Here is a 23556-nt window from a genome sequence, read left to right on the forward strand (position 1 = left end):
TTCGGAGGTAAGACCTGCGACAACGGCCACTTCGTCTGCAAGGACTGCTACAGGGCCAGTGCAAATGTAAAATGCCGTCTGTGCGGAACGAGGCTGAAGTAAGCGATTATGCTCAGCGAATAGGCCTTGACTCTTGGTTGGTGACAGTCCGGTCTCGGGTCATGGGGCGGTCTTCAGTCGAAGGGTGCGGTTATTGCCCGGTAGGTTAAGGTAGAGTTGGTAAGTTACCGGGATCGAAGATCGAAGATACGACCCCGGGTTACTTCAATCGTTTTACCGGTTCCCTTGTCCGAACCGAGAGAGAGGGGAACGATGTCTCTTGCTTTCTTGCTTTCTTGCTTTCTTGCTTTCTTGCCACGAGACCGGCAAGCGGCATATCTAGATTTCCGTACAGACGAGAGTTTCTCTTTATATAATGTTGGTGGGGTGATCGGATGTTTGTGGCCGAGCTCTATGAAAAACTGCCCGGTGATATACAAAGGATGGAGGACATCCTCACATCCTATTTTTTGGGGTGATGAAGAATCTCCCTGAAGACTTACTCCTGCTCCCCTGGTTGGAGGCCGCTGGGTTTCAAGCCGATTGGGATGCGCATTCCTCAGTGGCTTTTTCCTTCTGGGAGGCCCTTCCCGACGCCACGGAACCGGACCTGATAATCAGGACAGAGCACGACCTTATAATGATCGAGGTGAAACATCTCTCTACCCTGGGCACTGACAAGAGCCAGTTGGAGAGAGAAGTGCTTGGAGGTCTTGCTCTGGCAAAGACCGAGGGACTCCGCTTTTCCTTCATCGCCTTGACAAACGACTACAAGGAACCGGATGTATTGGGGGAGTTTAAGGCGGCTCATCCGCCAGGTGAATTGGGATACAGATGTCTATGGACTTCGTGGCGTAAGGCTTTTGAAGTGGTGGAAACGGCCATCGTTGCGGATTCCCCGCATGGCAAGATGCTGGTCGATCTGCTTAAGGTTATGGAGAAGCGTGGTCTAAGGGGCTTCCGTGGATTCGGCAGCTTGGAGGGAAAGATTATGAAGTGCAAAGAGGCAATCAGCTTGTTGGACGAAATAAGCAGGAACATATCGTCCATGTTCAGAGAGCTTGACCCCTTGCTAGAAAACATCGGGTTTTCCTGCTTAAAACCTTTCGCCAACACCGTGATAAGGGACGGTGCATATAGAAACCTGAATGAGCCCCAGACTTGGATACCCACCTACTTTGCCAGGGCTTACAGAAAGACCCTGGGAGAGACCGATCCGGAAGATGCTCTGTACTTTATCAAGGTCCGGCTGGACGAGGAGGACCCACGCTTAATCGTTGGTGGTGCAATTGCAATGGAGAGAGCTACAGCCAAGACGTTCGAACATACCGAAATAAACCGTTTCTTCTTGGACATGCGAAATCTCCCATTGGAACCCTTTGATGTTCTTGCAATAGAGAGCGCTTATGACATGTCCTTTTATCGCATGGGAGGATACCTGATCATCCAACACCAGGAATCTATGATGGCGGTGGGAAAAGTGGAAGATTTAGGTAATATTACGTCCCTTTTCACAGAGATGCGGAGGGTACTGAAGGAAGCAGCGAAACAGCTGTCTGATAACGCATAGGAATTACCCTGTGCAATATCCTAGACTAAAACGGACATGGTGGTAATTGCTGTTTATGGATCAAATGCACATGATGATATGCGGGCTCGCTGTGGGGTCACATCTTCGATCTTCGATGCGAGTGTGCCTGGGCTTGAACATGAAGCCCGCGCATTCGAGCCTCGGTCTCACGGTCAGAGCTGACACGAGCAGAAATGGGACGTCAAGCAATTGCAGGGATTGAAGATCGAAGATCTGACCCCGCTGAGTTGGTGTAAGTCGCCTTCATCGAAGATCGAAGATGTGACCCCGCCTCGTTAGTGGCAGCTGACGGGGCTGAAGCCGGGGATGGCGGAGTTCTTGCGCCCCCTGCGCAGCCCCTCGATGATGAGCTTGAGGGTGTTCTCGGTGCCCAGGACGCGCGCCAGTCCCTCGAGCAGGTCCACCCTGGCCCTCAAGGGGTACCAGACGTTGTGCTTGAACTGGAAGACCCTGGCAAAATTGCGGTTGAAGCGCTGGAACTCCTCGAGGGCCTTCTCGCGGTCGGTGACGGCGATGGCGGCCACCTTCCCCGACACCAGGGCGCCGGAGATGCCGAAGCCCATGAAGGGGTCGATGGAGCCGCTCATGGTCCCGCACAGGATCAGCCCGTCGTGGAAGAGGTGAGGGCTGTCCGGCGAGGAGGCGGGGGCCACGCCGTGCACGTACTCCCAGTTGTCCTCCTCCATGCCCCGCACCCTCCGCATAAAGGAGCGGTACCTCTCCAGTCCCTCGCGGGGGATCTCCTGTCCGTAGGAGAAGAGAAGGTTGTAGTAGATGCCGTTGGCAAAGGAGATGTAGCCGTACTCGTTGATGCACTCGTCCAGCCAGATCCAGGCATAGGGGTCCGATTCCGCCTCGCCCGAGGCCATCCAGGCGTACCAGTGCACGTAGGGGATCTTGAGGTGGTCGTAGGCGGGCTGGTTGAGGCCGCAGGCGACGATGGTCCCCGGCTCGAGGCCCGGCACGTCCTCGGCGCGCAGCGGGGAGTTGAACTCGAACTCCACCCCCGCCTCCAGGCACTTGTTGTAGAGCAGGGTGTCCAGGCTCTGGGGGCGGGAGCTGCGCTCCACGTGGTAGGACATGGCCGCCGGGGCGGGTATCTCCAGGTCGTGCAGGTAGATGGAGAGGGAGCTCACGGGGACGAACACCGGCGTGAGGTCTATACCCACGTACTCCGAGGTCGCCGCCACGTCCAGGGGTGTGGTGTGCAGGGATGGATTGAAGACGCGCGAGCCGCCGTAGGAGGGCTCCTGCTCGCGCACCAGCACCTTATGCCCCTCCACCGCCAGGTTGTAGGCCGCCACCATGCCGGACATGCCGGCCCCGTAGATCAGGACCTCCCTGGGGGCCATCACCCTCACCTCCCGTGTGCTCCGAAGACTGCTCCCTCGCTCCGTATCCGCCAGGCGCGGCGGTCGCGCTGACCAGACCCCTTATGCCGTGCGAAACGGTCAAGCCGCCCGAGCCCGTTGCGCGGGGATGCCAATCCATACCATCTTTTTCCGGTAGCGCCGTTAGGCGCGGCATGGATCAGGCTTTCCCCGCGCAGGCCTCCTCACCCGAGGCCGCAAGATCCGGGCGATCGCCTTGCGCCGTCCAGCCCGGCGGGGCGATGCGCCGGTACCCCGCCGAGCCATACCATTATAGCGTTATCCGCGCCGTGTCCCGCAACATCGCACGGATGCGGTGGACCGGGGATGCGGACCCGCGAGCCGTTGACGGCCAGCGGTTTTACGGCACCTGCGCCATGTAACGCAATCTTCTTACAACTGCCCCGGCCTCATAGTGTGCCAAGATCATCGCTGCAAAGGCTCTGTCCCCTCGCTCAGGATAGACAGGTAACGATCGTAGGCGAATATCCTGTTGCGCTTTCTGCCCGTCAACTCCCGCACGATACCAAGTCCGGTCAATCCGGCCACAGCCTTGGCGGCAGTGGGAAAGGTCAACCCAGTGCTTTTACATAGATCGTTGAGGCTGATCAAGGGTTGCCGGCGGAAGGCCTCGAAAACCAGCAGCGCGGATCCGGAGGACCTTCCCATGCCTTTGATGCGTTCGGAATCATCGTCAAAAAGATTTACCAGGCTGCGAGCGGTTTCCACTGCGTCTGTCGAGACCGACTCGACTCCCTTCAGGAAAAAATCCACCCATGATTCCCAATCTCCGTGCTTGCGGACCCTGTTCAACAGGCGATAGTAGCTCGTGCGATTCTGTTTGAAGTACAGGCTCAGATAAAGCAATGGCTGGCTCAATATCCCGACATCGTGCAGCATCAGCACGATGAGCAGGCGGCCAACACGGCCGTTGCCGTCCAGGAAGGGGTGAATGGTCTCGAACTGTACGTGCGCGAGCGCGGCCTTGATCAGAGCCGGAAGCGCTGACTTCCTGTCATGGATGAATCGCTCCAGCTCTGCCATGCAGTCCTCTACTTGCTGATGAGGCGGCGGCACGAAGACGGCGTTTCCTGGTCTTGTCCCCCCTATCCAGTTTTGTGAGCGGCGGAATTCCCCCGGCGATCTATCGCTCCCTCTCCCGCGCGAAAGCAATATGGCATGGACCTCCCGCACAAGGCGGTTCGAGAGGGGGAAGCCGTCACGCAAGCGCGCGACGCCGTGCTCAAGGGCCGCGACATAATTGGAAACCTCTACTACATCGTCCAGCGGCACGCCAGGCACTTCTTCCATTTCGAAAAGCAGGAGGTCGGCGAGGGAAGATTGGGTGCCCTCTATCTGCGAAGACAAGACCGCCTCCCGCCGCACGTAGGAGTACAAGAACAGGTGAGGGTCCGGGAGCAGGGTCGAGATGCTGTCCAACCGTCCCAGAGACAGCAAGGCCTTCTCCAGAAGAAGCTGACGTTTACCGCTGAGATCCAGCGCCGGGCTCGGTGGCAGCGGGTGCGGCACGAAGCTGCGGATTCGCTCACCGCCTATAGTCTGAACCTCATAACGCCCCGTCAGCCCTCTTTCCATTTTCGTTCTCTCCTGCTGAAGAAATTTTAATAACTATTATTTTGTTTAAGGTTTGCGCCCTATGTTTAAATAATAATTGCCTGCCTCTACCGGGTCAATCCTCGCGATCCATCCCTAGACCGAATCTGCGGCCCGGATGCCCGGCCACGAAACGATCCGCTCATTTCTCCCCGGGGACGATCTCGCGGCTGTACGTCAATGCCTCTTCACTGCATACCTTCTCGCAGCCGGTTTGCATTGCGCAATCGAAGTCGCTGAAGAAAGACATAAATCCAGATAACGGCGGCGGGCGGGATGCGGACCCGCGAGCCGTTGCCGGCCGATGGTTTTCTAGGCACCCGCAGTCGTCTTTGTCATCTACTGCTTGTCAATTGTACTAGATTGTAATACAATTGCATTGAGGTGATTTGCATGAGAGAGTCGGTTACCATAAGCCTTCCGGCTGATCTGAAGAAGAAGCTCGATCAAGCGACCAAACGCGGGCATGTCAACCGGAGCGATATAGTACGGGATGCCCTGCGCCAATACTTCGCTCTCCAGGACTTCAGGACCATACGCAATAAGGCGGTCGCCGAGGCCGAGGCAAGGGGCATCTTTACCGACGAGGATGTGTTCAAGGAAATATCTTGAGGGTCTTTTTCGATACCAACGTCCTCATCTCCGCGTTCATCGCCCACGGCACATCGAGCGAGGTGTTCGAGCATTGCCTGTCGTCCTGCCAGGTCTATACCTCTCCGTTCATACTGGACGAGTTGAAGGACGTGCTCTCATCCAAACTCCACCTATCAGTCTCCAGGATAAAGGAGATCTCCGAGTTCCTGATGAATAACCTGGAGTTGGTCGAAGCCGGCAGTTTGGAAGAGAAGGTATGCAGGGACCACGATGATGACTTCGTGCTTGCAGGAGCCCTTGCAGCCGCCGCCGACTGCCTGATAACCGGCGATGAAGACCTCCTTGTAATCAAGGAATACAAGGGTATCCGCATCATTAGACCGATTGATTTCTGGCGCTTCGAAAAGGTCTTCGGCTCTGCCCTTGAATAGAAACTCAGCTTGCCTTTGTGCTTCCTAAAGAATCAAGATGGCGGGGGCGATCTTACAACCGAACCTTCGGTAAACACGGGGCGGATCGTTTTCGATTCTAGAATCTTTTTCAAAAGCTCATCTCAAGGACAATATAGAGGTGGCGGAGGAGGCGGGATGCGAGCCCGCGAGCCGTTGCCGGCCAATGGTTTTCAAGACCACCTACACCTATCCCGCCAGCTTGCTATAAGGATTACCTGGTTCATATCTATGTATTAGATAGCCTTCTTTAACTAGTTTTTTTATCATTTTTTGCTTTTCTGGTATTTATATCGAAGGCGTCACTCGGCAATCAAAACCGGCCGGCAATCGGCACTTGAAAACCGGCCACTTGAGATTCAACAACTATCTACTCCTTTGTTCCCTTCTTGTCGCCTCCAACATCAAGGCCTCGGCGCTTGCGCTCATGCAAACTGTATGATGGCCCGGTGACGGCGATGACGTCAGCATAGTGCAAAAAACGGCCAGGCAGGGGCGCCTGCTGCCACGGTGTTGTTCAGCGCCTTGCCCCAGTCCTCGATGGGCCGGTTGGTAGTCACGATGGTGGAGGCTTTCTCGTAGCGGCGGAGGAAGCCTTCCAGCAGATATTCCGCTCCGCCGGCAGGGATGGTCTTGAGTCCTGATTCCTCCAGGAGCAGCCGGTCCACAGAGGTTAGTTCGGAGACGAGTTCGCCCCGCCCTCCGGTGGCCTAGGCTTCGGCCCTCTGGGCCACCGGGTCGAAGGTGGATTCGTGCAGCACGGTGTGTCCCGCGGCAATGGCCGATACCGCCGGCGAGATGGCGATGCGGCTCTTGCCCGCGCCCCCCGGCCCGATCAGGAGCACCCCCCGCTTCTCTCTAACGAACCTGGCCGTGTTCAGCTTGAGCGCCAGGCGTTTGGGTATCTTGGGGTTGAAGGCGAAATCGAAGTCGGACAGGTACTTGACGCAGGGCAGCTTGGCCTTCTTCAGCCGGCGGGCGAGCCGGCGGCCCTTGCGCACCGCCGGCTCGTCTTCTACCAGCAACTCCAGGAACTCGCGTGCGCTCAAGTCTCCCTGATCCGCCTGGAGCAGGCGAGCCGGAAGGGTGGAGGCCATCCCCGAGAGCCTCAGCGCCCGCGGCCTCTTTTCAAGTCCGGCGCTCAATCACATCCGTCTCCTTCCCTATGTCGGCAAGCGGCCGGATGATCTCGTGGGACTGGATGAGCTCCGGGCGCTGCTCACGGTCGCTGGCCTGCTCAGCCAGCTTCTTCAGGCTCTTGCAGTGGTAGACGCCTTTGTTCACGGCCAGCTTGCAGGCCCATTTCGCCGACTCCTTGCGGTGGTGACGGGTGAGCGAGAGCATCCCCTGGATGAGCCGGTAGGAGCGGGGGCCGCGCGTCTCGATGACGCTCCTGGCCCGGGCGGCTGCCTCCGGGCCGATCCGCTCGGCTCTGGCCAGCAGGCTTCGCTCATAGGCCTCCGCCCGGGCCGGCTTGTGGGCAGGGCGATGCTCGGGGGTCGTCGGCCACCACCCCGGCCCCCTGATCTGGTGGACCGCCTCCAGGTTCTGGCCGAAGTAGGCCTTGAGCAGGCGCTCTGTGTAGCTTACCTCCACCGTTTCGGCCAGCAGGCGGGCGGGCACCGAGTAGTAGGCGTTGTTGAGCTGGATGTGTCCGTCGGGGTGCACCTTGCGGAAAGCGCACTGGAAGTATTCGAAGGCGCAGAGGGCCAGGGGCCCCAAGGCGCCCTTCTCGGCCTCCAGGGAATGGGTGATGACCTGGCGGCGGGTGGTGCCGTGGATGCGGAGTGAGGCGACGGTGCGGTTCCAGTGGGCCAGGAAGCCGTTGGCGCCGGCTAGCGAGTTGAACCGCCTGCCCTTTAGGACGTGGTCCTTGACCTAGCCGCCGTTGCGCTCCGCCTTGCCCTTCTCCTCGGCCTTGCCGGGGAGGCAGGGCACCGGGCAGAAGCCCCTGTGATTCGCGAAAGCGGCATAGACGGCGTTCATCTCCGGATCGTAGAGGCAGGCCTTGGCCACGCCCGCTTTGAGGTTGTCGAGCTTGATCGCCCGGGGCACTCCGCCGAAGAAGCGGAAGGCGTTCTCTTGTGCTCGGATGAAGGCGAGTGCCGTCTGCGAAGAGGCCGCCTCCTGGTAGGGGTGGCGGGAGTGAGACAGCGTCATCACAATGATCCGGGGGCGATACCGTTTCCCGGTGGCCTCGTTTAAGGTCGGAGGGCCCGAGAAGAAGTCCACCTGGGCCTCTTCTCCAGGGGCTGAGTGCAGCACGTCAACCAGTTCGGGGTGCTTTTTCTTGATCTTTTTGCCCCGGCGCCTGACCGCGTCATGGCTGCCGGCGAACCCATACTCCTCCACCCTGAAAGGAAGGCTGAGCCTTGGATAAAATAAAGTTGACGCTATTCATCTCGTTTCGACGTGAAATGAAAATGAGGTTTAAACTAGGGCGTTCGGGGAATATTGGTTGTAAGACAAACGCCAGGTTATAATATAATAGTTTTCGGGAAGCTGTGAGCCGCGGGCGAGACCTGGTCACCTGGTCCGCGGGGAGCTAGTGGTGAAACCGGCCCGACCCTCTCGGAAGGTCGGGCCTTTTCATAGGGCGTTGGGACGGAAAACAGAATAGGGCTTGAGGGATAACGAGCAGCTGGTACGCGAGTATACGACAGCCTGAAGGTCGCAGCCCACTCGGCGTAGATGGCGGCGACATCCACGTGTTCATCGCTTCCCTCAGACCCGGCCTTGTATTTTCCGGCTTCCGTCCCTACGCCCCGGTATGAGGACAGGTGGAGGATGGACACCGGCTGCTTGCGGATGAGCAGAACGGGCAAGGAGGTGGTCCTGGGCTGCGAAGACAAGAGGAAAGTCGGTATGCGAGATCTCTGCCTATTGACGGCATGAGGCAGGGAGTAAGTGCAAACGTGAGATCCGCGAAAGGAGGGTGATATGAGAAAGGCGATAATAGCTGTCCTGCTGACCGCACTCGCCCTCACCATGATTGTACCGGCGATGACGACGGCGGCAGATGGTTGGGACGGGTCGATTAGTTGGTCAGGTCAAGGCATGGATTCAAGCCCGAGAAGTGATTTGGTCGGTGAAGGGCCGCGCACGGAGGCCGGCTGGATACACTGGAACGTCACCCAGGCTGGGGGTGTGACTTCGGCTCAACTGGAGCTCGGCGGCTCCGGGTCCGGCACCTATTATGTGCACGCAAAACATGGTAAAACGCTTCAGTTCTTCACGCCATATTTCGACTTGGGAGCGCTTACGGCAACCGTGTGGTACAACGGCTACCTGGGAGATAACCCGCAGTTCATAATCTCCGACTGGTGCGATCCGATTGAATCGGAAAGGCTGACTGTCACCAAGACCGTGGTCACCTCCTACATACGCACTCACTTTTGGGACATAGACAAGTCCGTCTCCACCGAAAACGGTTACACGCACGAAGGTTACCCCAAGATCTGGCTCTACGTGGACGGCAGGGGAGACGAGACCGCCACATGGACGGTGGACGTGTCTTACGAGGGCTACGAGGACAGCGGCTTCAACGTATCCGGGGAGATCACCATCAAGAACACCGGGACTCTCGACGCTGAGATTGTGGGCATTGCTGACGAATTGGCTGGCCAAGAGATTGACATCCACTGTCCGGAAGAACTACCTTTCACCCTCGCGGTAGGCGAGACCCTAACTTGCACCTACAGCGTGGACGTAGAAGGTAAGGTCGAGGGGTCCAACGTCGTGACGGTCACCACCAAGAGAGGCAGTTATGAGGAGAAAAAGGACATCGTTTGGGGTGACCCCACCACCGAGTTCGGCAAGACCGTCACCGTCGAGGACGTGAGCGACCTCTTCGGCGAGAGGGAGCTGGGAAAGGTCACGGCTCCGAGCGGCGACACTTTCACCTACACAAAGGACTTCGCATGGGCGGATTACGGCGAAAATAGGGCTGGTGACTACACCTACGACAACACCGCCATCATCGTCGAGACGGGGCAGTCCGCGAGTGCGACCCTTAAGGTAAACGTCCAGGGATTCATCTACGAGACGGCCTACGCCAAGGGCTCATCCGCAATACCCTTCATCCCCACCTTCGCCAACTGGGGATGGACCAATCCCATCTGTAGCGGGACTTACACCTGGGACCTCTGGGCCGGCGCCGCGAAGTGCGACACCAGCAAGGGCACGCTGGTCGGCTCGGTTACGGTGACATACCCCTCCGATGGCTGCGTAACCGTTGATTACAACGTATCAACACCCAACATCCTCAAGGAAACCCACGTGTACGCGGGTTATGACATATTCCCCAAGGTGTTGTCGGGCAAGCGTTGGGTGTACACCGTCGCACCGGGGCAGTACTACAATGACAGCCCGTTCAACGGCAGCCAGGTCTACGTCATAGCCCACGCGGTGGTCGGTATCCCCGACCCGAATTTTGGCCCCTGAGGTGACCGAACGGCGCGAAAACTGAGCCAGGCAAAACCCCCGGGGGAGCCCCTCTCCCGGGGGTTTCCTTTCTTGGCCCGCATGTTTGACTGATTGATATTCTCATCTACCCCATTGCTTATGCCTCCCTTAGTCACTGAGTAAGCCGTTAGATCCCTTGTCGGGTTATTTTGCTCGCAACGTTTTTCCTCATCGATTTCCGCCTCGCCGCAGCCTGACTTCCCGCCCATGGCCTCAAGTCGCTTTAAGGATTCCCTGATGGCTAAAGGTGATGATAATGCCACAAGAGAAACGGTCACACAGGTAAGGGAAGAGGTCAAGCGGAGAGAGAAGGCCATCATGCAGCGCCTCATGGCTGAAGAGAGGGAGCTCTTTCTGGATAAGAACCCCGAGGACAGGGGGAACGGTTTCCAAGGGCGTACCCTACTCACCTCAGGCGGGCACATAGAGGACTTACGGGTGCCGGTATGCCTCGCCCAGGGGACAGACCACGAGGGAGGGCGAGAGATCTTGGGTTTCTGGATCATGGGGGGATCCGGAGCGAGCGCACACGCCTGGCGGGAGATATTCAGAGAGCTCAAGGAAAGAGGAGTGGAGCGCATAGACATCGTGGTCTCCTGCGATCTCTCCTGTATCTTGGAGGCTTCGAGGTCGGTCTTTCCGGGGGCGGATCACCATTTATGCGTGGTGCACGCGGTGAGGGGCGCCAGGACCAGGGTAAGGCGTTCCGACTGCGCTGCGGTGCTTCAAGGCCTCAAGGCCATATACCGGGCCCAAGATCAAGAGGAGGCGGAGCGAGCTCTGTCCGCCTTTGCGGATACATAATTCGGTGCGGGGAGAGGAAGGAAAGATATACGGACACGATTTTCTTGACGCTATCGGGCGTTAGAAAGCCTTTCTGCCACTGACATAATCTGTGTGTCAGTATCCAGTAGCTTATGGGGGGTCAGATTTATAAAAGGGCACAAAACGTGCATATTCTATGGAAATGCGATTTTAAAGAGAACCGCAGCGTTTCACAATTCTTCGATAAAAAAACCAGTTCAAAGCACATATTAGGTGGCGGAGGGGGCGGGATTCGAACCCGCGAGCCGTTGCCGGCCAATGGTTTTCAAGACCACCGCAATCGTCCGCTCTGCCACCCCTCCAAGGTCAATTGTAGGGGTGGACGGCGGGGTAGTAAATGCGCCACCTTCCGGGGGCGCGTAGCGGCGGGTGCCGCTCAGGACCTCGCCGGGGAGGAGGGGCCTGCCCTGCAGGCGGGCCCGGAAGGCCTCGGCGGAGACCACCTCCAGGCGCATCCCCGGGAGCAGGGGGGAGAAATCGCGCACGATGCGGCGCATTATGACCAGCAGATCCTCGGCTCGCATCTCTGACCACGACCGCGCCTCGCGGGCGCGCCGGATTCAACCTCCCACATCTATACCTTGCACCCGCTTGCAGCGCTGTCAAGCCTGTATGAGGGCTCGGGTAGCCCAGCGGCAGAGCTCAACCGGCGGTGATCAGCTCCAGGCCGTGCATGTAGGGGCGCAGGGCCTCGGGCACCTCCACGCTCCCGTCCTCGCGCTGGTAGTTCTCGAGGATGGCGGCCACGGTGCGACCGATGGCCACCCCGGAGCCGTTGAGGGTGTGCACGTACTGCGACTTGCCCTTTCCCGCGGGTTTGAACCTGATCTCCCCGCGGCGGGCCTGGAAGTCGGTGAAGTTGGAGCAGGAGGATATCTCCTTGTACTCGCCGTAGGAGGGGAGCCACACCTCGAGGTCGTAACACTTGGCGGCGGAGAAGGAGAGGTCGCCGGTGGAGAGCACCTCCACCCGGTAGGGCAGGCCCAGGCGCTGGAGGACCTCCTCGGCATCTCTGGTAAGTCTTTCTAGCTCGTCATAGGAGGTGTCGGGACGGACGAACTTCACCAGCTCCACCTTGTTGAACTGGTGCTGGCGGATGAGGCCCCTTATGTCCCTCCCGTAGGAACCCGCCTCGCGCCGGAAACAGGGGGTGTAGGCGCAATAATACAGCGGTAGGTCCTCCTCTCGCAGGGTCTCGCCGCGGTGGATGTTGGTCACCGGAACCTCGGCGGTGGGGATGAGGTAGAGCTCGTCGTCCCGGCAGCGGTACATCTCGTCCCTGAGCTTGGGGAGCTGGCCAGTGGAGAACATGCTCTCCTCGTTGACCAGGATGGGCGGGAAGACCTCGGTGTAGCCGTGCTCGCGCGTGTGCAGGTCGAGCATGAAGTTGATGAGCGCGCGCTCCAGCAGGGCCCCCTTGCCCTTGAGCAGGGTAAAGCGCGACTCGGCGATCTTCACCCCACGCTGGAAGTCGAGGATGTCCAGTCCCTCGCCCAGCTCCCAGTGAGAAAGGGGCCGGAAGGAGAACTCCCGCGGCTCCCCCCAGCGCCGCACCTCCTGGTTGAAGGTCTCGTCCAGGCCCACGGGGACCGTCTCGTGGGGTAGGTTGGGGATGCGGATGAGGATCTCTCGTATCTCGCCGCCGATCTCGCCCTCCTCGGCCTCCAGCGCCCTGATCTCGTCGCTCAAGCGCCCCATCTCCTCGCGCAGGCTGGCGGCATCCCCGCCCCGCCGCATGAGCTCCCCTATCTCCTTGTTGCCGCGCTTGTGGCGTGCGCGCTTCTCTTCCAGCTCAACCAGTATTTTCCTGCGGCGGGCGTCCAGCTCCAGGAGCCGTTCCAGGGGGACCTCGAGGCCGCGGTCCGACACCGCCCTGCGCACCGCCTCCGTGTTCTCGCGTATGAACTTGAGGTCAAGCATGTTCGTCCTCCTCGCGGTAAGCCGGATAGGACCCCAGGAGCTTCACGCGGGGCAGCTTGCAGAGCAGGCACTTCAAGGCCGAGGCCAGCACCTCGTCCTCCTCGTGACCCTCGCAGTCGATGAAGAAACAGTAGTCCCCCAGCACCTTCTTGGTGGGCCGCGACTCGATCTTGGAGAGGTTGATGTAGCGGAAGGCGAACTCCTGCAATATCTGCAGGAGCGATCCCGGGCGGTCCTGGTGGATGAAACAGACCATGGAGGTCTTGTCGCGTCCCGTGGGTGGCATCTTTTCCCTGCCCAACAGCACGAAGCGGGTGCGGTTGTCCGGGTGGTCCTCCATGCCCTCGCGCAGCACCTCCAGGCCGTAGAGCTCCGCCGCCAGGCTGCTGCCGAGCGCGGCCGCGGGCTCAGGCGACTCCGCCGCCCTGCGCGCCGCCTCGGAGGTGCTGTTGGCGGCCTCCACCTCCACCCCGGGAAGCGCCTCCACGAGATGGCGACGGCATTGCGCCGCCGCCTGGGGATGGGAGATAACCCTGGTTATATCTTCCATGCGAAGGCCCGGACGGGCGAGAAGGTGGTGGCGCACCTGGCACACCTTCTCTCCCTGGATGAGCACGTCGGCCTCGAAGGCCAGGCTGTCCAGGGTGGCATTCACCGCGCCCTCGATAGAGTTCTCGATGGGGACCACCGCCTTGTCCGCCAGGCCGTCCTGCACCGCCAGGATGGTCTCCTCCACGGTGGGGAAAGGCAGTGCCGCCTCAAAGGAAAGGCCGCGCCAGCCCCGCAGCGCTTCCTCGGTGAAGGTGCCGGGGGGTCCGAGGTAGGCGACGTTGCGGCAGGTGACGGCGGAGGTCACATCACCCAAGAGCCGTCCTCCTCCCTGGTGGAGACGCCGCCTTCGTCGGCGGCCAGGACGTCGAAGGGGGCTTGCACACTCCCCTTCCGTGCCCGGATGAGGGGAGGTTTCACGCCCAGGGCACGGCGCAGCGCCTCTTCCTCCTCCTGTGAGAGCACGTGGGAAGCCCTGCCGGCGCGCACCGCCTTGGCATATGTGCGGTTCTCGTTGCGCCCGTAGATGGAGGTGAAGATGACCCCGTCACCGTTCTCGTCCAGCATGGCTACGGAATAGCTCAGCTTGCCGCCCATGTCCTCGAAGGCGTCGAAGCGCACCACCGCCACGCGCTGCAGCGCGCCAGCCAGCACGTCGGTGAGGTATTCCTTCTGGGCCGAGTGCTCATCGAGGAGGTGGAAGATCTCCTCTATCTGCAGGGCTTGGGAGGCCACTTTCTCCACCAGGCTCGAACCGTCGACACCCCGCTTGAGGATGGTGATGTTGCGGCGCAGCAGGGAAAGCTGGCGGAAGAGCATGAAAACCGCCACCAGCAGCACCAGGTCCAGCAGGAAGAGCAGGGTGATGAAAACGCCGGCGTTGTTCTTTAGCGCGTCCACTCCTTGGCCTACCTCCTTTCACTCAAGAGGATACCACATTCCTGGCCGGCCCCGAGGATGGGTGGCGGGGGCGGCGGAGGCGGGGAGGTTTGGTGGAGGGGACTGGGTGAGGAGGAGGGTGACGGTTGCTCGATCGGGGACCGAAGCTCCTCTGGACGGCCCCGAGGACGGGTGGCGGGGGCAGCGGAGGCGGGGAGGTTTGGTGGAGGGTACTGGGTGAGGAGGAGGGTAACGGTTGCTCGATCGGGGACCGAAGCTCCTCTGGACGGCCCCGAGGACGGGTGGCGGGGGCGGCGGGGGCGGGGAGGTTTGGTGGAGGGGACTGGGTGAGGAGGAGGGTGACGGTTGCTCGATCGGGGACCGAAGCTCCTCTGGCCGGCCCCGAGGACGGGTGGCGGGGGCAGCGGGTGACTCAACGGCCCTTTTGACCCGCTGACAATAAGGATGACCTGCGGCATTCCTGGTTTTATACTTTTCATGGAACGGGAAACGATGAAGGTGGAAGGGACGTTGGAAAACAAGCTCGACGCGGCACGAGAGATGATCGCGGGACTCACGTCCGCCGTGGTCGCGTACTCGGGCGGCGTGGACTCCACCCTGGTCGCCTTCCTGGCCCACGAGGTGCTGGGCGACCGCGTGCTGGCGGTCACGGTGTCCTCCCCCCTCGTGCCGTCGCGCGACCTGGCCCGCGCCATCGCGGTGGCCAAAAAGTTGGAACTTCCCTTCGAGATGGTGGAGGCCGACGAGATCTCGCTGCCGGGCTTCGAGGACAACCCCCCGGAACGCTGCTACCTGTGCAAGCGTTTCCGGCTCGATCTGCTGGGAAAGAATGGTCGAGAGCGTGGCTATTCCGCCCTGCTCGAGGGGTCCAACCTCGACGACGCCTCGCTGCACCGTCCGGGCAGGAAAGCGGGCCTGGAGCTGGGCGCCCTGAGCCCCCTCGAGGAGGCCGGGATGACCAAGCAGGAGGTGCGGGCCGCAGCAAGGGAGCTCGGCCTTCCCAACTGGGACGCACCGGCGCGGCCGTGTCTGGCCACACGATTTCCTTATGGCATGACCCTGGACCGCGCCGCGTTGGCCAGGGTCGACGCGGCGGAGGAGTGGCTGGAGAAACTGGGGCTGCGCGAGCTGCGGGTACGGGTCGAAGGGCCGGGCGAGGTCAGGATAGAGGTGGAAAAAGGCGAAGTTGGCCGGTTGCGCGGGGAGGAAGTGCGTGAAAGGCTGGTGAAGAAGTTCAAGGGCCTCGGGTTCAGGCGCATTCGCCTCGACCTGGAGGGCTTCCGCAGCGGTAGCATGGACGAGGCCGACCGCGACAGGAAATGCGAGGACCTGTATATTGAAGGATGAGCGGGCCTTCACGAAAAGGCAGGGACGAAGGGCGCGGGCGGTGGTGAGAGTGCCGGGCGAGGCGGGCATGGGGACCGGGAGAATGGGCCGCATGGTCAGGGCGGATAGAAGCGACGGTTCTTACCCAGACTTCCCGTCGGTAGAGCGAACCCCTGCTGCTGTATATGCAGCCCTCACGGCCGAAATGAACGGTCTTTTCACGGCGACAGGGGCTTACGAGGAGGCTCCATGAGGACCCTTTACCTGGACGCCTTCGCGGGGATCAGCGGGGACATGGCCCTGGGCGCCCTCGCCGACCTGGGTGTCCCCCTGGACGTGTACCGCGCCGTCGCCTCGGACCTGGGATTGAGCGAGGTGGAGATCAGCGCCTCGCGCATCGAGCGCAAGAGCATCGGCGCGGTGAAGATAAGCGTGAGGGTGCAGGAACGCGGCGTGGTGAGAACCTACGCCAACATCCGGGCCCTTATCGACGCCAGCGCCCTGCCGGCAAAGGTCAAGGAAGACTCGCTGCGCGTCTTCTCTCTCATCGCCGAGGCCGAAAGCCGCATCCATTCCCGCAACATCGACCAGGTCCATTTCCACGAGCTGGGGAGCGCCGACACCATGGTGGACGTGGCGGGGACGGTGGCGGGGCTGCACTACCTGGGGGTAGAGGAGGTGCTCTGCTCGCCACTTCCCATGGGCACGGGCATGGTCAAGACCCACCACGGGGTGCTCCCGGTGCCGGCTCCGGCGGTGGTGGAGATCCTCAAGGATGTGCCGGTGTATTCCAGCGGCATACCCACCGAGCTGGTGACCCCGACGGGCGCCGCGCTGGCCAAAGCCCTGGTCGCCGAATTCTGCCTCCTCCCCCCCATGCGCATCCACGGCGTGGGATACGGCGCGGGCGACCGCGACCTGGAGATACCCAACCTCCTGCGGGCCTGCCTGGGGGAGCGTGAGGCGGCCGGGCGCGGGAGATCGCGGGAGCACAGTCTGGTAATCTCTACCAACATCGACGACATGAACCCGGAGATCTATCCCTACGTGCTGGAGAGGCTCTTCGAAGCGGGGGCAGACGACGTCTGGCTCCATCCCATCCAGATGAAGAAATCCCGCCCCGCTGTGACCCTGAACGTGCTGGCTCCGCCGGAGAGGGAGGAAGAGATAAAGGAGGTCGTCTTCGCCGAGACCAAGACCCTTGGCGTGCGCATCACCCAGGTGGAAAAGGAGTTCCTCGACCGCGAGGTCGTCACCGTGGCGACGCCTTACGGGAAGCTGCGGGTGAAGCTTGCCCGCCAGGAGGGGAGACCGGTGAACGTGGCGCCGGAATACGAGGACTGCCGCGAAGCGGCCGCGAGATGCGGCGTCCCCCTCAAGGAGGTCTACGCCGCGGCGGAGGAGGCGGCCAGGGCCCTGTTCCTGGAGGAAGCGTGACGCGAGAACGGGGGTCAGGTAACGGGCCGCCGGGCCTGATGAGAAGGATACGGGAGATCGAGCTAAACGCAGCCAAACAACAGCGGGCTGCCGGGCCCGAGGAGAAGGAGGTCTTACATCCATGTATGTCGGCGTGATAGGGGGGCAGTTCTGCAGCGAGGAGGAATCCCGAACCGCCTTTGAGCTGGGACGGATGCTTGCTGAAAGGGGCGCGGTGGTCGTCTGCGGCGGCCTGGGCGGCGTGATGGAGGCCGCCTGCAAGGGCGCCCGCGAGGCGGGCGGCACCACCATCGGCATCCTTCCCGGACCCTTCCGCAGCGACGCCAATCCTTACGTGGACCACGCCATAGCCACCGACATGGGACAGGCACGCAACGCCGTCATCGTGCGCACCGCCGACGCGGTGGTGGCGGTGGGCGGCGAATACGGCACCCTCTCCGAGATCGCCATGGCCCTCAAGATGGGCAAGAAGGTGGTGGCCATCTCCAGTTGGGAGATAGCGAACAAGGGGGTGCCGGACGATAAGATCATCCGCGCCTCCGGACCGGCGGAAGCGGTGGAGGTCCTCCTGGGAGGGGAATAGCGGGCCGGAGCTCGCCCGCGCCCCCGGCGGCGCCTCTCGAAGGCGGGGCGTACCGCGACCGGCGTGGATCGTCAGCAGGCCGGGGAGGGGATGGTCTGGGAGGCGTGAGGCATGAGCAGGACCTTGCCGGCCGGCACCGTCTCCATGGCCTCGCGCAGCGCGTCCTCGATGCTCGCGTGGGGGATGATGCCGATGCGCCTCACCACTTCCGGGTCCAGCCGGGATACGCACCCGGCCGTCAGCAGGCCGGGGAGGGGATGGTCTGGGAGGCGTGGGGCATGAGCAGGACCTTGCCGGCCGGCACCGTCTCCATGGCCTCGCGCAGCGCGTCCTCGATGCTCGCGTGGGGGATGATGCCGATGCGCCTCACCACTTCCGGGTCCAGCCGGGATACCAGCATGACCTTCTTGGCCTGGCGGTGGAGCAGGGCGGCGCGGAAGACCACGAAACCGGCCACGGTGAAGCTCCTCCTCAGCTCCGCCTCGATGGCGTCCTCCCCCCCGAGGTCGAACCAGCGCTGGAACTCGTAGGGGCCGAGGCCCTCGCTGCATTCCCCCACCATGATCAACACGCCCTCTCCGTCCTCCCGCAGGGCGGCCCTGGCGTTGGCGTTGGACTGGAAGGCCTGGTAGAAGGTGAGGTCCATGGGATACCCCCCGCGCGAGGCGACCACGATGTCGCCGCGGGAGGGTATCTCCACCCTGAAGGCCCGGGAGACGAAATCGCATCCCTTTTCGTGCGCCTGGACCAGGTCGCCCGCGAAGACCCCGAGGAATGCGCCGTCCTCGCTCAGGGCGAAGTTCACGATGAAGCGCGGTCCCGCCATGCGCGCCGCCTCCAGCATGTCCTCGTGCACGGGGTTGCCGGCCAGCACGCCGGGCCTGGCCATGGGATGCGTGCCCCCTCCCGGGACATCGCTCAGGGCACGGCCGTGGTTGGCCAGGATGGTGGCCATGCCGGATAGGCCCGGCAGCACCGCCTTGCGTCCCCCTCCGTATCCGGCGAAGGCATGGGGCACCACGGCACCAGTGAGGATGAGGTGGTCGGCATCCAGGGCGTGGCGGTTGACCAAAACCGGCGTGCCCATGGGAGTTTTTCCCAGATAGCGCAACTGGGAGGGGTCGCGCGCTTCGTGGTTGACCACCCGCACGCCGCGGGGGAGGCGTTCTCCCACGATCTGTTTGATCCCCTCGTAGCCGGGCGCGCCATGGGTGCCGTTGGCGATGATCACCGTGATGTCGCGCTCCCGTATCCCCGCGCGGTTGAGGGCGCCGACCAGCATGGGCAGCCATACCCGCGACCGCACCCACAGGCGGTGGAAATCCGGGCAGGCGATGGCCACCTTGTCCCCGGGGCGCACCAGCTCCGCCAGGGGCCGAGATCCGACAGGGGCCGAAAGCGCCTCCGTGAGGGCCTTCTCGAGGTCGGGAAGGGGATCCACGGAGACCCCCTCCACCACCCCTAAAAGGTGGTGGTCGGGGACCTCGAACTCCTGCGTTCCTCTCCCGAAACCCCACCTGAATCTCATGAGAGAAACTCTAACAGAAAGAACGCGGGGAAGGAACGACGCTTCTCGCGCGCCCGGCCGCCTTCTCCCCTCTCTCCCCTCTTCCCCGTCTCCCCCCTCCCCTTCGCTTCGGAGACCAGACGTAATGTCATGTTCACCGGATCGAACATTCGGGAGATCGTCCCTTTCTTTTTTTACCGAATCTGCCCGGTTTGCGAGGATGATGGGATGGCCTCTCGATCTGTCTAAACCCGGAAGGCGGCTGCCGAGGCGGCTCTACATACCTCACGCGATACGCGGGACGGGTGCGGGGATGCAGCGATGCTTCCAGCGACGAAAGCGGGGAGATATCGTCTTCGACTTCTGGTTGGCGCGTGGGGGCAAGGCGGGAACGGGCGCCCCTGTTCCTGGTCGAGTACCCCATCTATACTGCACATCGGGGCACGCCGCTCGCGAGAGCAGGGTGGGCAGGCGGAGTCCTCGCGCTGGATCGCTCATCTCCTCCGGGACAAGACCGAGCCCCGGCCCGTGTTCACCTCCCTTGACCCGAATTTTCGTAGTAGAACTCCAGGCTGACCCCATAAACCCGGCAACAACAAGAGGGTTGTGCGCGTTCTATCCGCCCGGAACGGAAAGGACCTTCCGCCGCGATACGCCGGTCCTGTAAGGTTGAACGGGAGTCCTGCCGAAATAGGATTACGTCACGGACCTCTTTCCGCGGAGGTATGGCGGTATGACGGCGATAGCGGTCCTGGGGTGGGACGCGCTGGTGAGCGATCCCGACGGTCTCGACCTCAGGGACGGCGTATGGCACGAGGACGGGCCCGAGCTTCCCGTGGAGCTCGCTTACGTGAACCCGCGTCGGGCCCTGGTCCCGGTATTGTGCCGCGGCGCCGGCCTGGTGAGGGTCCTGTGGGCCTACATGGGAACGGAAACCGTGGGCGAGGCGGTCTGGAGCCTCTCCCAGGCCGAGGGCTCCAAGCCCGAGAACGTGGGTTTTCTCGACCTCAAGACGGGCGAGCACTGGTGCCGCACCGTGGACGAGCACCTTCCCGACATCCGCGCGTGGGCGGAGGGGAAGAACGCCGCCGGGGAACGCATAGAGGTGGTGATCTGGAGCGACCTCAAGCCCAACTTCGAGAGGAAGGCGCGGCGCGATCTCAGCGCCGAGAACGTCATCGCCTACCTGAAGAACCTGCGCCCCGAGTTCAAGGACCATGCCAGGCAATACCTGGCAAATATACCGCAGCACATCGACACCGCTATCGTTGGCGCCATAAGGGGTGTCTGGAAAGAGATCTGGTAGGCGCAAACTGTCCCCTTTGCGCACCTCTCTCCCGTGCGGCTGTCGTGCCTGGGGTTTTCGGGCAACGAGGGGGAGAGGAAGAGTTTGGTCTTAGCGAGAATGTGAGGCGGCGTCGATCCAGCCCGGCAGTCTGCTCGTCGCAGTCGGAGCGCAATGCCGGGCGAGGAAAAGTGTCCCATGTCCGGGGCTGACCCCATAAGAAAGGGAGAGGGAGAGTCGTGGTGTAACACTCTTATCCGCACCTCTTTTGGAAGGTTAACCATCGCCTCGGTCTCCCTCTCCAATTATCTTATCGGCCTCCGAGCCCGGCGGGATTAGGGCTTTCGCCAGGGTTTTTTCGGCAACACCAATATCGCCTGCGGGCATGGCGCGGCGGCCGTGGCGGTTGCGCTTCGCCGCCCGGGCCTCCTGCGCTCTCTTTCCTGCGCGAGCGCGGAAATGGGCGCCGTAAAGCATATGCCATATTATGGTTATGCTGCCGGACAGGCATGCGCGCCTTGAAACCGCAGCCGAGAACGCCGGGGCGCGTGAAGCGGGACGTGCCGCAGCGAACACAAAGTGGCAGCCCGCCGTAAGGGCATAAATACCGGAAAGCCACGAGCGAGAAAAGAGGGCGACTTGACCGGGGCAAGACGCGTCAATCCTTTGTGCGCGAAAGCGAAGACCCCCTTTTCCGGTTACGTCGCTAAGCCAGAGGGGGCACTTGTCTGGTGGTGACCGAGGATCGAGGGCATGGTCCCTCCCTGAACCCGCGCCCTATATTCGGGCCCCCAGGTCCGTCTCCAGGAGCTCCAGCAAGGCCAACGCGGCCTGCTTGTTCAGGGGCTCGTTGCCGCTGCCGCACTTGGGAGAATGGATGCAGGAAGGGCAGCCCTCCTTGCAGCGGCAGCTGCGCACCATCTCGCGGGTGGCCCGCAGGTGGGCGGAGGCCATCTCGAAGCCGCGGGCGGATATGCCCACTCCGCCCGGATAGGCATCGTAGATGAACACGGTGGCCTGCCCGGTATCGGGATGGCCCGAGGTGGACATGCCGCCGATGTCCCAGCGGTCGCACATGGCGAAGAGGGGGAGCATGGCGATGGCGGCGTGTTCCAGGGCGTGCAGCCCTCCGGCCAGGGAGTACTCATCCAAGCCCAGCGCGGCCAGGCGATGCGGGGGCAGGGTGTACCACACGGCACGCGTGGCCAGCACCTGGGTGGGGAGGTCCAGCGCCAGGGTCTCCAGGACCTCGTGGGTGACCATGCGGCGCCGCTGGTAGGCATAGACCCTGGTGGACACCTCCACCTCCCCGTAGTGCAGGGCGCAGGCCCCCGTAGCCGCCGCCCGTCCCTTTTCCTCGGAGAGCACCGACACGTCGGTGTTGTCCATGGGGTTGGTGTAGTAGTCGAGCTGCACCCCGCGCACCAAGGCCACCATGCGTTCCAGGTCCAGCTCCTCCACCAGGTAGGACTCGCCCTGGTGGAGATAGATCGCCCCCGGATGCACATGGAAAAAACTGGTGGCCTCTTCCACCGTGCCCAGCAGGCTGCCGGTATCGCTCTCCACGATGCTGATGAGGGAGCCGGAGGCGGAACGCAGGTTGATGTCCTGGGCGGGCGCCTCGCGGCGCGCGTAATAGAAGATGCGGCCCTTGCGCCTGAGGGCACCCTCACCTTCCAGGGCCTCAAGTGCAGGGCGCATGGCGGGGCCGAAATATTCCTCGTCCTCCTCCCGCAGCGGCAGCTCGTAGGCGGCGCACGCCAGGTGAGCCGCCAGGATGCGCGGGTTCTCGCGGTCGATGACCGCCTCCTCGCAGGGGGAACCGAAGAGGAACTCGGGATGCCGCACCAGGTACTGGTCCAGGGGGTCGTCGGCGGCGACGAGCACCGCCAGGGACTCGTCCTGCCGCCTCCCCGCCCGTCCCGCCTGCTGCCAGGTGCTGGCGATGGTGCCCGGATAGCCGTTCATGAGGCAGGCCTCTAGCTCGCCGATGTCCACCCCCAGCTCCAGGGCGTTGGTGGTGCTCACCGCCAGCAGCTCGCCGGAGAAGAGGCGCCGCTCTATCTCCCTGCGCTGCTGGGGAAGATACCCGCCACGGTAGGCCGCGAGCCGCTCCCCCAGCTCGCGCTCGCCCTTGGCCAGGAAGCGGCGCACGTATCCGTAAACCAGCTCCGCGGCCTTGCGGGAGCGGGAAAAGGCTATGGTGCGCACCCCCAGGCGCATGAGGCGCACCAGGAGCTCGGCCGTCTCCAGGTTGGAGGAGCGGTGGATCTCCCCGCCTCCCGTTTCCAGGATGTCCGGGGGGTTCCAGAGGGCGAACACCTTGCGCCCGCGGGGCGACCAGTCGTCCTCCACCACCTCCACCTCCAGCCCCGAGAGGTTGCGCGCATGCTCGCCGGGGTTGGCGATGGTGGCGCTGGCGAAGAAGAAGCGGGGACGCGACCCGTAGAGGGCCGCCACTCGCCGCAGCCTCCTCAGCACCTGGGCGACGTGGGATCCGAAGACACCGCGCGCCACGTGGGCCTCGTCCAGGACCACGTAGCGCAGGTTGGAGAAAAAGCCTCCCCATAGCCGGTGGTTGGGAAGGATGCCGAAGTGCAGCATGTCCGGGTTGGAGAGCACCACCTGGGCCTCGCGCCGGATCCACGACCTCAGCTCCCGCGGCGTGTCCCCGTCATAGGTGGCGGAACGCACCCCGTGCCCGTGCAGTTCCTTGAGGCTGCGCAGCTGGTCCTGGGCCAGGGCCTTGGTGGGAAAGAGGTAGAGGGCGCGTGAGGCCGGTCGTTCCAGGATCTCTTCGTAGACGGGCAGGTGGTAACATAGGCTCTTGCCGCTGGCGGTGCCGGTGGACATGATCACGTGCCGTCCCTGACGGATCAGGTCCATGGCGCGTGCCTGGTGGGGATACAGGCTGCGCACTCCCAGGCGCGCGAGGGCCTCCTTCAGCCCAGGGTGCATGTCGCGGGGGAGGTCCACCCAGGTGGCGGGGCGAGCGGGGATGATCTCCACGTGGGTCATGCGGTGTTCGTCGCCCTTTCTCGCGGAGATTTCGGCGAGGAGCTCCTCGAACCCTCCCTGCATGCGTCCGCGGCGGCCGCTCACG

Annotated in this window: 20 protein-coding genes, 2 tRNA genes and 1 riboswitch; of the genes, 9 read left to right on the top strand and 13 right to left on the bottom strand. The window is 62.4% G+C overall.

The window, feature by feature from the left end:
* Nucleotides 1-517 precede the first annotated feature (517 nt).
* Nucleotides 518-1609, top strand: a complete 1092-nt coding sequence (locus H5T74_05355; GenBank protein ID MBC7229804.1) for a hypothetical protein — start codon at nucleotides 518-520, stop codon at nucleotides 1607-1609.
* A 296-nt stretch (nucleotides 1610-1905) separates the two neighbouring features.
* Here the strand turns inward: H5T74_05355 and H5T74_05360 are convergent, their stop codons facing one another.
* Nucleotides 1906-2982, bottom strand: coding sequence for an NAD(P)-binding protein (locus tag H5T74_05360; GenBank protein ID MBC7229805.1), 1077 nt, complete (start codon nucleotides 2980-2982; stop codon nucleotides 1906-1908).
* Between the two features lie 444 nt (nucleotides 2983-3426).
* Nucleotides 3427-4596 carry a Fic family protein gene (locus tag H5T74_05365; GenBank protein MBC7229806.1) on the bottom strand — a complete coding sequence of 390 codons (1170 nt, stop codon included), beginning with the start codon at nucleotides 4594-4596 and terminating at the stop codon, nucleotides 3427-3429.
* Between the two features lie 411 nt (nucleotides 4597-5007).
* Between H5T74_05365 and H5T74_05370 the strand changes: the two genes are divergently transcribed.
* Both H5T74_05370 and H5T74_05375 read left to right on the top strand, forming a co-directional pair.
* Complete coding sequence (locus H5T74_05370) at nucleotides 5008-5226, top strand: ribbon-helix-helix protein, CopG family (GenBank protein ID MBC7229807.1); 219 nt, start codon at nucleotides 5008-5010, stop codon at nucleotides 5224-5226.
* On the top strand, nucleotides 5223-5639 hold the full coding sequence (locus H5T74_05375; protein ID MBC7229808.1) for a putative toxin-antitoxin system toxin component, PIN family: 417 nt from the start codon (nucleotides 5223-5225) through the stop codon (nucleotides 5637-5639). Before H5T74_05370 ends, H5T74_05375 begins: the two co-directional genes overlap by 4 nt.
* Before the next feature lie 140 nt (nucleotides 5640-5779).
* Here the strand turns inward: H5T74_05375 and H5T74_05380 are convergent.
* The 5 genes from H5T74_05380 to H5T74_05400 all read right to left on the bottom strand — a co-directional run bounded on the left by H5T74_05380 (nucleotide 5780) and on the right by H5T74_05400 (nucleotide 8009).
* Nucleotides 5780-5856: transfer RNA gene (locus H5T74_05380), tRNA-OTHER, on the bottom strand.
* A 265-nt stretch (nucleotides 5857-6121) separates the two neighbouring features.
* A complete protein-coding gene (locus H5T74_05385; GenBank protein ID MBC7229809.1) occupies nucleotides 6122-6325 on the bottom strand; it encodes an ATP-binding protein in 204 nt (67 codons plus the stop codon).
* Nucleotides 6326-6367: 42 nt separating this feature from the next.
* Nucleotides 6368-6802, bottom strand: coding sequence for an ATP-binding protein (locus tag H5T74_05390; GenBank protein ID MBC7229810.1), 435 nt, complete (start codon nucleotides 6800-6802; stop codon nucleotides 6368-6370).
* Nucleotides 6786-7379, bottom strand: a complete 594-nt coding sequence (locus H5T74_05395; protein ID MBC7229811.1) for a hypothetical protein — start codon at nucleotides 7377-7379, stop codon at nucleotides 6786-6788. Before H5T74_05395 ends, H5T74_05390 begins: the two co-directional genes overlap by 17 nt.
* Nucleotides 7380-7535: 156 nt before the next feature.
* On the bottom strand, nucleotides 7536-8009 hold the full coding sequence (locus H5T74_05400) for a transposase (protein MBC7229812.1): 474 nt from the start codon (nucleotides 8007-8009) through the stop codon (nucleotides 7536-7538).
* A 136-nt stretch (nucleotides 8010-8145) separates the two neighbouring features.
* A riboswitch (cyclic di-GMP riboswitch) is annotated at nucleotides 8146-8228 on the top strand.
* A 369-nt stretch (nucleotides 8229-8597) separates the two neighbouring features.
* Between H5T74_05400 and H5T74_05405 the strand changes: the two genes are divergently transcribed.
* Together H5T74_05405 and H5T74_05410 are read left to right on the top strand one after the other, a co-directional pair.
* Nucleotides 8598-10100, top strand: a complete 1503-nt coding sequence (locus H5T74_05405; GenBank protein MBC7229813.1) for a hypothetical protein — start codon at nucleotides 8598-8600, stop codon at nucleotides 10098-10100.
* Nucleotides 10101-10358: 258 nt separating this feature from the next.
* Complete coding sequence (locus H5T74_05410; GenBank protein MBC7229814.1) at nucleotides 10359-10925, top strand: transposase; 567 nt, start codon at nucleotides 10359-10361, stop codon at nucleotides 10923-10925.
* Between the two features lie 235 nt (nucleotides 10926-11160).
* Here H5T74_05410 and H5T74_05415 read toward each other — a convergent pair.
* The 4 genes from H5T74_05415 to H5T74_05430 all read right to left on the bottom strand — a co-directional run bounded on the left by H5T74_05415 (nucleotide 11161) and on the right by H5T74_05430 (nucleotide 14315).
* Nucleotides 11161-11248 (bottom strand) — tRNA-Ser (locus H5T74_05415).
* Nucleotides 11249-11588: 340 nt separating this feature from the next.
* Nucleotides 11589-12866 carry a serine--tRNA ligase gene (gene serS / locus H5T74_05420; protein ID MBC7229815.1) on the bottom strand — a complete coding sequence of 426 codons (1278 nt, stop codon included), beginning with the start codon at nucleotides 12864-12866 and terminating at the stop codon, nucleotides 11589-11591.
* The gene (gene pheA, locus H5T74_05425; GenBank protein MBC7229816.1) at nucleotides 12859-13722 is read right to left on the bottom strand and encodes a prephenate dehydratase; all 864 of its coding nucleotides are present in this window, start codon (nucleotides 13720-13722) and stop codon (nucleotides 12859-12861) included. Before pheA ends, serS begins: the two co-directional genes overlap by 8 nt.
* Nucleotides 13719-14315, bottom strand: coding sequence for a DUF4446 family protein (locus H5T74_05430; GenBank protein MBC7229817.1), 597 nt, complete (start codon nucleotides 14313-14315; stop codon nucleotides 13719-13721). Before H5T74_05430 ends, pheA begins: the two co-directional genes overlap by 4 nt.
* 510 nt (nucleotides 14316-14825) lie before the next feature.
* Here H5T74_05430 and larE point away from each other — a divergent pair.
* From larE to H5T74_05445, 3 genes are all read left to right on the top strand, one after another.
* The gene (larE, locus tag H5T74_05435) at nucleotides 14826-15662 is read left to right on the top strand and encodes an ATP-dependent sacrificial sulfur transferase LarE (protein ID MBC7229818.1); all 837 of its coding nucleotides are present in this window, start codon (nucleotides 14826-14828) and stop codon (nucleotides 15660-15662) included.
* Nucleotides 15663-15890: 228 nt separating this feature from the next.
* Entirely contained in the window at nucleotides 15891-17078 is a 1188-nt protein-coding gene (gene larC / locus H5T74_05440; protein MBC7229819.1) for a nickel pincer cofactor biosynthesis protein LarC, read from the top strand.
* A 121-nt stretch (nucleotides 17079-17199) separates the two neighbouring features.
* Entirely contained in the window at nucleotides 17200-17661 is a 462-nt protein-coding gene (locus H5T74_05445) for a TIGR00725 family protein (protein MBC7229820.1), read from the top strand.
* Between the two features lie 238 nt (nucleotides 17662-17899).
* Here the strand turns inward: H5T74_05445 and larA are convergent, their stop codons facing one another.
* Nucleotides 17900-19189 carry a nickel-dependent lactate racemase gene (gene larA, locus H5T74_05450; protein MBC7229821.1) on the bottom strand — a complete coding sequence of 430 codons (1290 nt, stop codon included), beginning with the start codon at nucleotides 19187-19189 and terminating at the stop codon, nucleotides 17900-17902.
* Between the two features lie 712 nt (nucleotides 19190-19901).
* Here larA and H5T74_05455 point away from each other — a divergent pair.
* Entirely contained in the window at nucleotides 19902-20474 is a 573-nt protein-coding gene (locus H5T74_05455; GenBank protein MBC7229822.1) for a hypothetical protein, read from the top strand.
* A gap of 756 nt (nucleotides 20475-21230) precedes the next feature.
* Here the strand turns inward: H5T74_05455 and H5T74_05460 are convergent.
* Nucleotides 21231-23555: a DEAD/DEAH box helicase gene (locus H5T74_05460; protein ID MBC7229823.1), complete on the bottom strand. Its 2325-nt coding sequence runs from the start codon at nucleotides 23553-23555 to the stop codon at nucleotides 21231-21233.
* Between the last annotated feature and the right edge of the window lies 1 nt (nucleotide 23556).

Source organism: Actinomycetota bacterium (assembly GCA_014360645.1).
Lineage (GTDB): Bacteria > Actinomycetota > Geothermincolia > Geothermincolales > RBG-13-55-18 > Solincola_B.